General features: G+C 64.6%; 12 protein-coding genes. 4 read left to right on the top strand and 8 right to left on the bottom strand.

All coding sequences use genetic code 11. The annotated features are described in order from the left end of the window. Positions 1-537: 537 nt before the first annotated feature. The 7 genes from OIE68_RS47045 to OIE68_RS09905 form a co-directional block, all read right to left on the bottom strand. Positions 538-741, bottom strand: coding sequence for an integrase core domain-containing protein (locus tag OIE68_RS47045; protein WP_397084737.1), 204 nt, complete (start codon positions 739-741; stop codon positions 538-540). 12 nt (positions 742-753) lie between these two features. Next, positions 754-1,104, bottom strand: coding sequence for a transposase family protein (locus tag OIE68_RS09930; protein ID WP_327101627.1), 351 nt, complete (start codon positions 1,102-1,104; stop codon positions 754-756). A 145-nt stretch (positions 1,105-1,249) separates the two neighbouring features. Beyond that, entirely contained in the window at positions 1,250-2,062 is an 813-nt protein-coding gene (locus OIE68_RS09925; RefSeq protein WP_327099082.1) for an SDR family NAD(P)-dependent oxidoreductase, read from the bottom strand. Positions 2,063-2,380: 318 nt separating this feature from the next. Continuing rightward, on the bottom strand, positions 2,381-3,859 hold the full coding sequence (locus OIE68_RS09920; RefSeq protein WP_327099081.1) for an aldehyde dehydrogenase family protein: 1,479 nt from the start codon (positions 3,857-3,859) through the stop codon (positions 2,381-2,383). A gap of 8 nt (positions 3,860-3,867) precedes the next feature. Next, positions 3,868-4,698, bottom strand: a complete 831-nt coding sequence (locus tag OIE68_RS09915) for a carboxymuconolactone decarboxylase family protein (protein ID WP_327099080.1) — start codon at positions 4,696-4,698, stop codon at positions 3,868-3,870. Between the two features lie 69 nt (positions 4,699-4,767). Then, positions 4,768-5,589 (bottom strand): mycofactocin-coupled SDR family oxidoreductase, encoded by an 822-nt coding sequence (locus OIE68_RS09910; RefSeq protein WP_327099079.1) that lies wholly within the window; start codon positions 5,587-5,589, stop codon positions 4,768-4,770. 11 nt (positions 5,590-5,600) lie between these two features. Further along, the gene (locus tag OIE68_RS09905) at positions 5,601-6,434 is read right to left on the bottom strand and encodes a mycofactocin-coupled SDR family oxidoreductase (RefSeq protein WP_327099078.1); all 834 of its coding nucleotides are present in this window, start codon (positions 6,432-6,434) and stop codon (positions 5,601-5,603) included. 159 nt (positions 6,435-6,593) lie between these two features. On the opposite strand from OIE68_RS09905, the gene OIE68_RS09900 reads away from it, so the two are divergent. The 3 genes from OIE68_RS09900 (at position 6,594) to OIE68_RS09890 (ending at position 9,725) form a co-directional block, all read left to right on the top strand. Then, positions 6,594-7,202 carry a TetR family transcriptional regulator gene (locus OIE68_RS09900; RefSeq protein WP_327099077.1) on the top strand — a complete coding sequence of 203 codons (609 nt, stop codon included), beginning with the start codon at positions 6,594-6,596 and terminating at the stop codon, positions 7,200-7,202. A 206-nt stretch (positions 7,203-7,408) separates the two neighbouring features. Continuing rightward, the gene (locus tag OIE68_RS09895) at positions 7,409-8,485 is read left to right on the top strand and encodes a dihydrodipicolinate reductase (RefSeq protein WP_327099076.1); all 1,077 of its coding nucleotides are present in this window, start codon (positions 7,409-7,411) and stop codon (positions 8,483-8,485) included. A gap of 430 nt (positions 8,486-8,915) precedes the next feature. Beyond that, positions 8,916-9,725 carry a sugar phosphate isomerase/epimerase gene (locus tag OIE68_RS09890; RefSeq protein ID WP_327099075.1) on the top strand — a complete coding sequence of 270 codons (810 nt, stop codon included), beginning with the start codon at positions 8,916-8,918 and terminating at the stop codon, positions 9,723-9,725. A gap of 76 nt (positions 9,726-9,801) precedes the next feature. On the opposite strand, the gene OIE68_RS09885 is transcribed toward OIE68_RS09890, so the two are convergent. Further along, positions 9,802-10,743, bottom strand: a complete 942-nt coding sequence (locus OIE68_RS09885; RefSeq protein WP_327099074.1) for a LysR family transcriptional regulator — start codon at positions 10,741-10,743, stop codon at positions 9,802-9,804. A gap of 370 nt (positions 10,744-11,113) precedes the next feature. On the opposite strand from OIE68_RS09885, the gene OIE68_RS09880 reads away from it, so the two are divergent. Then, positions 11,114-12,766, top strand: a complete 1,653-nt coding sequence (locus tag OIE68_RS09880) for an MFS transporter (protein WP_327099073.1) — start codon at positions 11,114-11,116, stop codon at positions 12,764-12,766. Positions 12,767-12,831 lie beyond the last annotated feature (65 nt).

Below are 12,831 nucleotides of genomic sequence, written 5' to 3'. Positions count from 1 at the left end.
ATGATGTTACCCCTTTGGATGAGAATTCTGAGGAGCACAGCAGTCCGCGCTAGCGGCGATCGCCCTAGCCGGTGGTGGCACCGGAATCGGCGTGGTGCTGGGCCCCGTCGCGGGCGGAGTGCTCACCGATCACTACAGCTGGCGGTCGCTTTCGTGTGGAGCGTGGTAACGATCATCCCGTTCGCGCTGTGCGTGCCGGAGACCAAGCTGCGGGTGAAGAACAGCAGCGATATCGTCGGTGCGATGCCGCTCGGCGCTCGAGTCGGCGTGTGCTGATCGACCTCAGTCAGGGCGGCTCATGGGGAGGGACCTCCACAACGTCGCTGCTCTGGCTGATCGGCGGAGTCGCGCTGCTGATGCTCTTCTACGGCAGGGAGCGAGTCGCCTCGGAGCCGATCATGGATCCGAAGCTGCTGCATACACCGCGCATTCGTCCTGGCGCTGTTGATGCGGCAGTTCAACCGGCCGGCAGCCGGCGGGCTGAGACCCTGAGCGGCCCCGGGCGTTGCGTCCAAACAAATCCCGAGCCCGGACCGCTCACCGCCGATGGGCAAACCCGAACACTGTCGTCCACGCGCCGCGAACGGCGCCGACCACGAGGTTGACTATGACCACCGTGCCCTCCGAAGCATCGCCGCGGTTGTGTTTGAAGTCGCCGATCACCACGCGGGCCTCGGGCAGGCTGGTCCAGTGGTTGCGGTTGAGGCATTCCTTGCGTAGCCGGGAGTTGAACGATTCGATGTAACCGTTGTTTCAGGGTGTGCCGGGCAAAACGTAGGCCGACCCGACCCGGTTGCCGCAGAACTGTTGCAGGGCTCGAGAAACCATCTCCGGTCCGTTGTCCATGCGCAACACTTTCGGTGGCCCGCCGAGGGTGGTGAACACTTTCTCGAGTTCGACGATCAGCCGCTCAGCGATGATCGAACGTTCAGCCAGGTGCAGCAGCGACTCACGCGTGTGCTCATCGACCATCGACACGATCTTGATCGCCTTGCCATCGACAGTGGAGTCGAACTGGAAATCCAACGCCCACAACACCTTCGGTGCGTCCGCTACCGCAGACGGTACCGACGAGACACCGGCGCGCGACCAGCCCTGACACATACTCACCCGCCCGCCCCGCGGCTCAGCGCGGGTGACCTGTCCCCGATCCTGGACATCAACGAATCCAGCTCGGCCACAGTATGATCCAACACCACTCGACAGGTCTGCCAGGCATGAACCACACGAGTGCAGTTGCAGTACTAACCTAACCGATGGCGGCGGCGATCAGCTCGTCTGTGCGCTGGCGCAGCGCTGCACGGACAGCGGGATCGTAGGCCTGGTCGTCGGCACGGGATTCGGCTTTGCCGTTGAAGTATGTGCCGGTGGGAACTTCGTCGTCGACCAGGTGCATCACGGCGTCGCCGCCCTCTTCGACGGTGCTCAGCGGTGATCCGCCGAACTCGGCCACCATCGACGTGTCCATGTAGGTGGCCGGATGCACGGCCGTGACCGTAACGCGGGACGAGCGAAGTTCCTCGGCCAAATCGAAGGTGAACATTATCTCGGCGAGCTTGGCACGCCGATAGGCCGCACCCCCGTCGTAGTCATGTTCGAAATTGAGGTCGGCGAGGTCGAGTGCCTGCTGCCCGATCGAGGCGACATTGACCACTCGCGACGGCGCCGAGGCGATGAGCAACGGCCGCAGCTGCCGAGTGAGGCGATATACCGCCAGATAATTGACCGCGAAGCGCAATTCGACGCCGTCGACGCTGATCTGTCGAGGCGCATCCGGTGCGCCGAATCCTACGCCGGCGTTGTTGATCAGTACGTCGAGGCGGTCGGTCCGCCGCCGAACCTGCTCGGCCAACTGGTCCACTTGTCGTAGCGAGGCCAGATCCGCGAGCAGGATCTCCGGTTCCCGCCCGCCGACCGCCAGGATCTCCTCGCGTACCTGCTCCGCCCGCTCCTTGTCGCGTCCGTGCACGAGGATCCGCGCTCCGGTCCGCGCCAAACGTGCGGCCAGATGCCGCCCGAGACCATCGGTAGAACCGGTGATCAGAACGGTTTGGTCAGTCATGTCGACTCCTTACTCGGCAGTGGTGTCCGCCGCGGCGCATGCTCGGTGGAAGTTTCGGCCATTCCGGGCGCTGCTTGTCTTCGATGCTCCGACCGCATTGGGGGACGATCACCGCGTTCCGTTCGGGCGATCAGCCATCGAACCGAAATGTAACGAACTAGATAGTTCGGAATCGAACGTACTCGTAGCTACGGATTTGTCAAACGTCTGGATGCGGCTCGACTCCGGGCATATCGACGGGCGAGGCGCGGGTCCAGCGGCCGTTTCGGTCACCGGGCCCGCATCGTCGGTACGCCCGCTGATGTCGTGGTCGATGTCTCAGGTCATCCCGATCCGGATGTTTTTGACCTGTAGGAATTCGTACAGGCCATCGAGGCCGCCGGTGCGGCCATAGCCGCTCTGCTTGTAGCCGCCGTAAGGTCCCTGTGGCGAGATGTCGCTGATCTGGTTGATCCAGACCGAACCCGCCTCCAGTTGCCGCGCCACCCGGTGTGCCCGGGTCAGGTTGGTGGTCTGGACGAACGCGTTCAACCCGTACGGAGAATCATTGGCGATCCGGATCGCTTCCGCCTCGTCGGCGAACTTGATCACCGACACGACCGGCCCGAAGGTCTCGACTTGCGCCAGCGCCGAGGAGTTGTCGACGTTGCCGAATACCGTGGGCTGGATGTAGTAGCCCTCGGCCAGATCGCCGCCGATGCGTTTGCCGCCCGTGATCAGCTCTCCGGACTTGTCGGTAACCGCTTGGTCGATCACACCGAGGATTCGTTCGGCGTCCCCCGCACTGATCACGGGTCCGAACGTGACGGTCGGATCGAACGGATCGCCGATCTTCGCGGCCTCGACAACTGCGACGAACTTCTCGAGGAAGCCGTCGTAGACGGACTCGTGCACCAGGATGCGGCTCGCGCAGGCACAACTTTGCCCCGACTGCACGATCGGACCCTGGTACGCCGCCAGCTGCGCCGCCGCATCCAGGTTCGCGTCCTCGAAGACAAGGTTGGCCGACTTGCCGCCCAATTCGGCCACCACTGGCGTCAGATTGACCGCCGCACTCGCCAGGACCTTGCGCGCGGTGTCGCCGCCACCGGTGAAATGGATCTTGCGAATGCCGGGGTGCCGCACGAGGGCGTCACCGCCCTCGGCCCGCGCGGGCACCACGTTGACCAGCCCGGTCGGCAGCCCGACCTCCGTGCACAGCTCTCCGAAACGCAGTGCGGCGAAGGGCGCCAGCACCGACGGCTTCAACACCACGGCATTGCCCGCGGCCAGCGCCGGCGCTACGCACGACGCGGCCACGACCATGGCGCCGTTCCACGGCGCGATTACACCGACCACACCGTAGGGTTCGCGCTCGATCAAGTTGAGGTCGAGGGAGCCGGCCACCGGTGTGCTGAGGCCGTGCGGTTTGTCGACATATCCGGCGAAGTGGCGCAGGAAACGTTCGAGCAGCACGGTATTGATGGCCAGCGACACCGGTACCGCGTAATCCTGCACGTTGAGCCGCGAGAAGTCGGCCATGCCCTGCCCGACCGCGTCCGCCAGATCGATGAGCAGATCTCGGCGGCGGTCGGCGGTGAACGACATCCATTCCCGGTGCGCCTCCCGCCCGGAATCGACCGCCTGGTCCATCTCCGCGGGGCCTGCCAGATGGAGCGTCGCGTTGGGCCGTCCGGTGGCGGGGTAGATGTGCTCCTGGCTGCCGCCGGAGGTCCGTTCGAGCCGGTCACCGCCGATGACCAATCCACCCCGCAATGGAGGTTCGGGCGGTTGCAGAGTTTCCATTGTCGTAGACATGAGTGCTCCTACGGTGTCTTTCCATCTTCGGCGTGCCATTCCTCCAGCACCCGCGGCTTCTGCTCGGCGATCATTTGGTTGAGCTGGGACGCCTTCGGCCAACCGGAATAGGCGGCGAAATGCAATGCGAATTCGTCCATTTCAGCGAAGGACAGATCCTTGCTCTTCAGCGCGGCATACACGTGTGACATGATCGGGTACGGCGCGTCCTGGAATGCCACACAAGCGACCGTGATCAGGCGCCGCTCCTTCATCCCCAGCCCCGGCCGCAGCCACATCTCGCCGAAGACGAAGTTGAGAATTCCCGCGCCCTGGTACGGGTTGTTGCGGTCGGGAAAGTAGGGCAGGCAGTTGACGTCCATGAAGGATTGTTCGCCGCGGGCCAGCCGGGCTTCTGGGGCGCTGGGAGTGACCAGCGGCAGCAGCGGTTCCTGCGGCGGAACCTCCTGCCCGCGTTCGCGATTGATGCGTTCCCACTGCTGATCGACGATCATGTTGAATCGGGAGGCCTTGGGCCAGCCGGCGTATACCGCGAAATGTAGGACCGCCTCGCGCATTTCGGTGATGGTGATGTCACCGCTGTTCAGCGCCGCGTAGACGTGGTCGAGGATCGGCTGCTCGGCGTCGGCGTCGGCGACGCAGGACAGCGTGATGAAGCGCCGTTCCCGCCGGGTCAGGCCGGGTCGGGTCCAGATCTCGGCGAACACGAAGTCGACCAGGCCATTGGCGATGGTCGGGCTCGAATCGTCCGGGGCCGGGAACGTCATCACCTCGGCGAACTCGCGCTTGCCGCGTTCCGAGCGGGCCAGGTCCGGGGTACCCACCGTGTTTGTTGTCATGAATTGTGTGCCTTCTGTGTCGTGCTCCGGTCGCTGCGGCGATCGGGTCTCGCGTGCGGGAGCGGAGTGCTACTTGAGGGTGACGCCGGCGTCGACCTTGAACTCCATGCCGGTGACGTAGCGCGCCTCGTCAGAGACCAGGTACAGCACGGCATTACTGATGTCGAGGGCCTCGACCATCGGGACCGGGAGTGCGTTGCCGAACAGCGGCGCCAGGTCCGGCCGCGCTTCGGTGAGCAGCTTGAACAGTGACTCCGGGATCATTCCGGTCGGGACTCCAGTCGGATGCACCGTATTGACGCGAACACTCTGTGCCGCAAGTTCATTGGCGAGTGCCTTGCTCATTCCCACAACGCCGAGCTTCGAGGCGGTGTAGGGGATGTGCAGCGGCGTGCCCTTGAGAGCGGCCGCCGAGCTGATGTTGACGATGCTGCCGCCGCGCTCGACGAGATGCGGAAGCGCTGCAGCGCAGGTGTTCCACGTACCGATGAGGTTGACATCCACCACGGTCCGCCACTGCTCGGGTGTCGTCGTATCCCAAGTGCCCGCGGTCAGTACACCGGCATTGGCCACGACGGCGTCGAGGCCGCCCAGCTGTGCCACGCCGTCGGCGACGGCAGCCGCCAGTGCCGCAGCGTCCCGGATGTCTACCGTTTTGGTGATCGCGCGACGGTTGTGCTTATCGACCAGGCGAGCCGTCTCCGCCAGATCCGCTGGCGTGGACAGTGGGTACTCGATCTCCGGCAGCGGTCCGCAGACATCTATCAGGATCAGGTCGGCGCCCTCTTCTGCCAGCCGGACCGCATGGCTGCGACCCATACCGCGGGCAGCGCCGGTGATGAGCACTCGCTTGCCGGCTACGCGTCCGATACGTTGCGTATTTTCGGTCATCTCGGCCCTGCTCACAACTTGTTGCAGAAGCCGGCGTCGACGGGCAGTGCCACACCGGTGATGTACTTGGCCTCGTCGGAGGCCAGGAAGGCGATCGCCGCGCTGATGTCCTCGGGTTCGAGCATCGCGACCGGCATGGGGTTCATCAGGTGCGGACCCCCGGATTCGGGATGGTTCTGCACCCACTCCATCATCGCCGGATTGATGGCCATCATGGTGTTGACCGCGGTCGGGTGCACGGTGTTGACCCGAATGCTATGCGGTGCAAGAACATTCGCCAGCACTCGCATGATGCCGACGAGGCCGGACTTGGCTGCCGCGTAGCCGAGGCCACCACCCTCCATGCCGCCGAGGCCGACCAGACCGGCGGTGGAACTGGTCAAGGTGATGACGCCCCCGCGCTGGCCGGCGATCAGGTGCGGGATCGCGGCGCGGGTCACATGGAAAACACCGGAGAGATTGACTCCGATCACGGCGTTCCACATTTCGAGCTCGGTCTCGATCGGAACCTCGTCGAACGATGTCGGGGCGATCCCGGCGTTGGCGCAAACGATGTCGAGGCGGCCCAATTCGGCGACACCGGAGTCCAAGGCGGCGCGTATCTGATGAAAGTCACGTACGTCGGCGACCGAGCCGAGCATGCGGCGGCCCTTGGCCTCCACGAGTGCGACGGTCTCGTCGAGCTCCTCGCGCGTGGCCAAAGGGTACGGGTTGGAGGGGATGTCGGCACAGATGTCCACACCGATGATGTCGGCACCTTCGGTAGCCAATCGCACGGCGTGGCTTCGGCCCTGCCCACGCGCTACACCGGTGATGAAGGCGACTTTGCCATCTAACGAACCCATTTGATCCTCACTTCAATGCCGAGCGGATCCGTGCCGCCCCGGCCGAGTCGGGCGAGAACACGGTTATCATGAAGCGCAAAAGTATGCACTGTACTGCGGTAATCTAATTACCAGAATTGGAGAGTAGCACGCTCTTCGGCGTGCGGGAAGGAATCGGATTTGATCGCGAGGGCGGCGGGTGTGGAGTCGGGCGAGGTGCCGGAGCAGGCGAGCGACCGGATCCGGCGGGCGGTCGTGGAACTGCTCGAGACCGAGGGCTACGAAGCGTTGCTGTTGCGCGAGGTCGCGCGGCGGGCCCGGGTATCGCTGACCAAGATCTACAAGCTGTATGGCACCCGCGATGAACTGATCCTGGCGGCGCTGGACTTGTGGATGGCGGAGAACCGGTACGCCGGACTGGACGCGCAAGTCTCCGGTGCCGACGAGAGCCTCTACGTCGGTCTGATGCGGGTGTTGCGCAGCATATTCGAACCGTGGGAGCGTCACCCCGCCCTGCTTGCCGCCTATTTCCGGGCCCGCTCCACGCCCGGTGGCGAGAAGTTGATCCGGCGTGGATTCGACGCCGTCGTTCCCGCCGCCATGGCGGTGCTGGCCGACGTCGACGCCGATTTCGTGCGAGATCTCGAGACGATCCTGTCGAGCCTGGTCTACGGCCTCCTGGGGCGCTTTGCGTGCGGCGAGATCGATGTAACCGCGATCGTGCCCGCCGTCGACCGCGCGGTGTACTGGCTGACATCGGGATACGAGGCTGCGCATGAGAGCTGGTAGCGCTGGGGCTTTGATCGGAGTCGGCCGTGACCTGAACCCGTCGAGCCTCGGCGACGCGGAAATTCGGCCGCCTAGTTGCTGACCTGTGGTAATACTATTACCAAAATATGAGATTGTCATTCTCGTCGGGTGCACGCGAACCACGCTGCTTCATGCGGAACCCGCCGCCCCAGCTCGTCGAGGAAGACCGACCGAACGAGGCAGGCATGAAATCGGTTTCGTTGTCCCACACTGTCGTCGACTCGCCCACCACTTCTTCCTATCGGGTGGTCCAATGGGCTACCGGCGATGTCGGAGCACGGGCTCTGCGGGCGGTGATCGAGCATCCGAACCTAGCCCTGGCCGGTGTCTACGCCTACTCGGCTGACAAGGTCGGGCGCGACGCGGGGGAGTTGTGTGGGCTGGGCGCCATCGGTGTCACGGCTACCGGCAGTCTCGATCAGATCCTCGCCCTCGGCGCCGATTGTGTGCTCTACATGCCGCTGCGCTGTGATATCGATGCCGTGTGCCGGTTGCTGGAATCGGGGGCCAATATCGTCACCACCTGCGGCGAATTCCACCGTCCTGCGAGTATGGATCCGGCCGTCCGCGCGCGCGTCGAGTCCGCCTGCCGGGCCGGGAACACCTCGATCCACAGCACCGGAAGCAGTCCCGGCTTCATCACCGAAGCGGTTCCGCTTGTGCTGTCCTCGATTCAGCGAGAATTGCGTGGCCTCACGATCGAGGAATACGCCGATATGTCGCAACGGGATTCACCGGCGATCCCATTCGAGATCATGGGGTTCGGCCGTCCGCCCGCGCAGTTCGACACCCGGCGGGCGGATAATCTGCGGCACGCCTTCGGCCCGTCGCTGCAGCTGGTCGCCGATGCCATCGGCAGGCCGTTGGATACCGTCGACGCCATCGCCGAGGTCGCACTCGCCCGCCGTGGGACGGAGATCGTCGCGGGCACACTGGAGGCGGGAACGGTTGCAGCGCAACGAATCACGATTTCCGGGCGACACAAGGGGACGGTGCTGCTGCAGTTTCGCGCCAACTGGTACTGCACCACGGACATCGACGCCGCCTGGGATCTTCGCCCTACCGGGTGGCGCGTGCGGGTCGACGGTGACGCGCCGTTGGACATCGATATGCGCTTTCCGTTCCCGCTGACGCAGATGAACGAGATCTCACCGGCCTATACCGCCAATCGGCCGGTCAACGCGATTCCATTCGTCTGCGCAGCCCCGCCCGGCATCCGCACCGCGGTCGATCTTCCTACTATTACAGCGTCGCTAGCATGATCGGCCCGCGATCCGAGGAGCCTCGAGCGGCGCACCTGCGCGCCGGAACCGCGCCGCTCACCGCGAGTACATAGCGGCCTTCGAGGCGCGCCGCCACCATCCACGCCGTGATCTACGCCGATACCACCACTCCGAGCGTCGGCCACGGCATATGCGCCGCCCCCGATCAAGCGGTGAGTAAACGGGTTCTTCCCCGACTGTCAGCGGCCCCGGCTGCCTGATCGTAGCCTGGAAGGGGCTGCTGCTGAATAGATGCCAGCCCTCCAGCACGTCGCCGATTCGCTACTCGGCGGACCGTGAGCCGGCCGCGGCCACATCCGGGCCATCCGCTGTTCGCCGCCCGCGTTGGTGTTCAGGGGAGTCTAAGTCGTTGTCGGGCAAGTTGATACGCGGTCGGCGCAGAGGGCCACGATAAGTAAGGAGTACCGCCATGTCCGGCACGCTCAGTGTGCAGCTCTACAGCGTCCGCGATGCGCTCGCGGTCGATCGTTCCGGAACCCTTGCCCGGCTGGCGCAGATCGGTTACCGGTACGTCGAGCCATTTGCGCTCGGCTTCTGGAATACGCCGACCGAGCAACTGCTCGCCAACGCCCGCGTCTTGCGGGCGGACCTCGACGCTGCCGGGCTCGCCGTGAGCACCGTGCACGCAGCCATTCCCGCGGGCAGCCAGGATGCCGTTGCCGAAGTGTGCCGCATCCTGGAGACGGACACCGTCATCGTGGCGATTCCGCTGCTTGTCGAGGGATTCGGCGGTGCGGTGTTCGGGAACCGGGAGGCACTGGAGAGGTTCGCAGGGCGCATGAACGGGGTCGCGCACCTGCTCGCTGATCGTGGTATCCGGCTCGGCTATCACAACCATCAATTCGAATGGGCCGAATTGGGTGGCGGTGAACTCGGTTTCGACGTGTTGTGGGAATTGCTCGACCCCATTGTCGTGGCCGAGGTCGACGTCTATTGGGCGGTATCGGCCAGGCAGGACCCCGTCGAGATTCTGGCCCGGCTCGGTGCGCGAGTGGCAGCCTTGCATCTGAAGGACGGCCCAGGTGGGCTGGACGACCCGATGCGGCCCAAGCCTCAGGTTTCGATCGGTGCCGGGGTCGTCGACGTGCTCGCTGCCATAAGTGCGGCCCCCGATGGCTGTTGGCACATCACCGAGATCGACATCACGGAGGCCGATCCGTTCGAGCTTCTCGCCACCAACCGCCGTTTCCTGATCGATGCTGGCCGCACCATTCCGTGATCACGAATGAAGTTGCCGGGCGTCGGTTTTCGGTTTCCGCGGTGGTTCGGCCGAGGTCGGCGCATACCGGCGCCAGTCAACGGCAGAGCCGGCTGTCGTCCCCGCGATAGCCGATCAGCCGGGCCGACGGCCAGCGGCCGTCGCGGATCTCGGAGCGCACCAGCCGCGCAAGTAGCCGGGCCACATCTTCCGCCGCCGGGGTGCAAGGAGCGGTTGGGGCGATGGTCAGGACGATCCGGCGCCGCAGTTGCGGACCGTGCAGTGGCGCAGCGCTGATCGAGTGCGCCACAAGCTCTTCCGCGAAAGCGATCGGTGGCAGGACTGCCCACCCCCGCCCTCCGGCAACCAACTGCTTCTGTATCCGCAGCGAAGCGGTGACCATAACCCGGAAACGCACATCCATGCTGTCGAGCAAATCTCGCAACGCGCTGCCGACGGGCGGCAGCACCATCGGGTGTTCGGCGACGTCGCGCAGCGCGACCGGCGCATCGGCACGCAATAGCGCATCCGCCGGGGCGATCGCCCACAACTGCTCGGTCGCCAACGGGGTCGGCGACAGTGCCGTGATGCCAGGGCGCTCCGCGGTGAGGCAGACGTCCAGCTCGCCCGCGTCCATCCTGCGCTGAAGGTGGCCGGAATCGCCGACGACCACACGCAGGTCCAGCCCGGGATATTCGTGCAGAACGGTGGTGGCCAGTGGTAGGCCGATCGTCTCGGCGATGCTCTCGAGCAGTCCCACGGTTACTGTGCCGGTGGCGGTCGGCATCGGCGTTATTTCCGCCCGTGCGCGGCCGAGTTCGAGCAGGGCGGCTCGGCTACGCTCGGCCATCACCCGCCCGGCGATGGTCGGCGTCATGCCGTAGCGGTTCCGCTCGAACAGCATGACGCCGAGTTCCTGCTCCAGGGCCTGGATCTGCCGGGTGACCGAGGACTGGGTCGAATGCAACGAGTCGGCCGCCCTGGTCACACTGCCCAACTCGGCGACCGTTACGAAGGCGGTCAACTGCTTGATGTCCATGACAATTCGGAGCGCCCTCTGATTCGGTTCCGAAGTTGTTCGGGTTCGACCAGGATGCTAGACGACTGCCCAAACTATCGGGTTCGGCTATGGATAGCACTGGATGGGCGTCAAGTCAATAGCGGGAGAGAGCTGGTGAGATGCGGGGTAGTGATGAAGGGCCTGATGTGGACCCAGGCGTTCGTTAATTTGTCCAACCGCCCTATATGTGGTGGCGCGGGCTGGCGTGGATGCTGAACCTGCATCGAGATATGTGATGTGCACATTCCACGTAAATGTGATTCTCCTTTTTGGATAATGATGATCCGTAGTTCTGGAGGGGGAACACAGCAGTCCGCGCTGGATGCGGACGAAGGGAGAAAGCAAGCCCATGGCAACACCGTCTGTGGATGTCGCTCGTCCTGACGAGGCCGGCACCGGACGACTCGAAGGCGCCTCGCGACTGCGGGTGATCCTGATAATTCTGGCGATCGTCTTGGCCACCGAGGTCGGGACGTACTACTTCACCTTCGTCTCGATGGCCACGCCCTACATTGGTGCCGACTTCCCACAACAAAGCGCGGGTCAACTGACCTGGATGTCGACCCTGTATGCGATCGTCGGCGGGGTGTTGGTCCCGGTGGCCGGCAAACTGTCCGATCGCCTCGGCAAGAAGAAGATCATCCTGGCCTGTCTGGGAACATCTCTGATCGGAAGTGTCTTGGTCGCGGTCACGTCGACGTGGCCACTGATGTTGCTGGGCCGCGGTTTGCAGGCGGTGGCGTTCCCGGCGATATTCGTCTCCTACGGCTTGATTCGCGATCTGATGCCGCGACGGCACATCAATATGGCCATCGCCCTCGCCGGTGGCGGTACCGGGGTCGGCGCCGTGCTCGGCCCGGTAGCCGGTGGTTTGTTGACCGATCACTTCAGTTGGCGGTCGCTGTTCTGGTTCTGCGTCGGCTGGACCGTGGTGACGATCATCCCGCTGGCGATCCTCGTGCCCGAGACGAAGTTGCGGGTGAAAAGCCGCATCGACTGGGTGGGCGCGGTCCTGCTGGGCGCCGGAATCGGCGGCGTGCTGATATACCTCAGCCAAGGAGTCGTGTGGGGATGGGCCAGCCTCTCTGCGCTGGCCTGGTTGATCGGTGGTGTTGTCCTACTGATTGTCTTCTACGGCTGGGAACTGGTCACGCCCGAACCGATCATGGACCCGAAATTGCTGCGCACGCCCCGGTTCGTCACCATCATGGCGGCGGCATTCCTATCGGTGGGCATCATGCAGGGCCTCGGCTATCTGATGAGCTACCTTGCCGAGACGCCCGGCGGCGCCGCCGGTGAGGCGATCAAGCGGCAGGTCGTCGAGGGTGCTGCCCAGCAAGCGGCGGCGCAGGCGTCGCAGCAGACGCAAATGAACATCCCCCCATCGATGATGATGCAGTACTTCTCGGTCGAGGGAGAGCTGCCGGGGCTCAACCTGACGCTGCTGCAGTTCACAGTGCGGGCCCTGCTGGCGATGACGGTGGTGTACGTGATCGTGTCACCCCTGTGCGGCTGGTTGTCCACCCGCTTCGGGCTACGGCGTCCCTACATCATCTCGCCGGTCATGTTCGCTCTTGCGTCGGTGCTGTTCGCGCTGTATCACGAGAATCCGTTGCAGCTGGCCTTGATTGCGATGATCGCCGGTATCGGCGCGGGCGCCTTCCTTGGCACGCTGCCGAACATGGTGGTGGAATCGGTACCGCAGGAACAGCAGGGTATCAGCGCCGGAATGTACGGGGCGTTCAACAGTTTCGGTACCGCCGCGGCCGCCGCGGCCACGGCGGCGATCTTCTCGGCACATCCGCTCATCCTGCATATCAACGCGCCGGGGCACGTCGAAGCCCGCAAGCTCGACACCGGGCCGATGGCGCAGTTGCCGAGCGAGTCGGCCTACATCGACGCCTTCTATATGTTCGCCATCGCGGCTGCGGTGGCGCTGGTGCTCGCCGTGGTGGCCATGCGCCAGTTCGACAAGCCGGCGACCGGCGGGTTCGAGGTCTGATCGCCGAGAATGCGGCGCCTACCGGGCGCCGCATGTCGGCTCTGCTCGCCTCGTGTAGTTGGGCC

The sequence above is a fragment of the Nocardia vinacea genome (assembly GCF_035920345.1).
In the GTDB taxonomy this organism is placed as follows: domain Bacteria; phylum Actinomycetota; class Actinomycetes; order Mycobacteriales; family Mycobacteriaceae; genus Nocardia; species Nocardia vinacea_A.
Note: the sequence above shows the minus strand (reverse complement) of the source record. Positions and strands in the feature narration are given on the sequence as shown.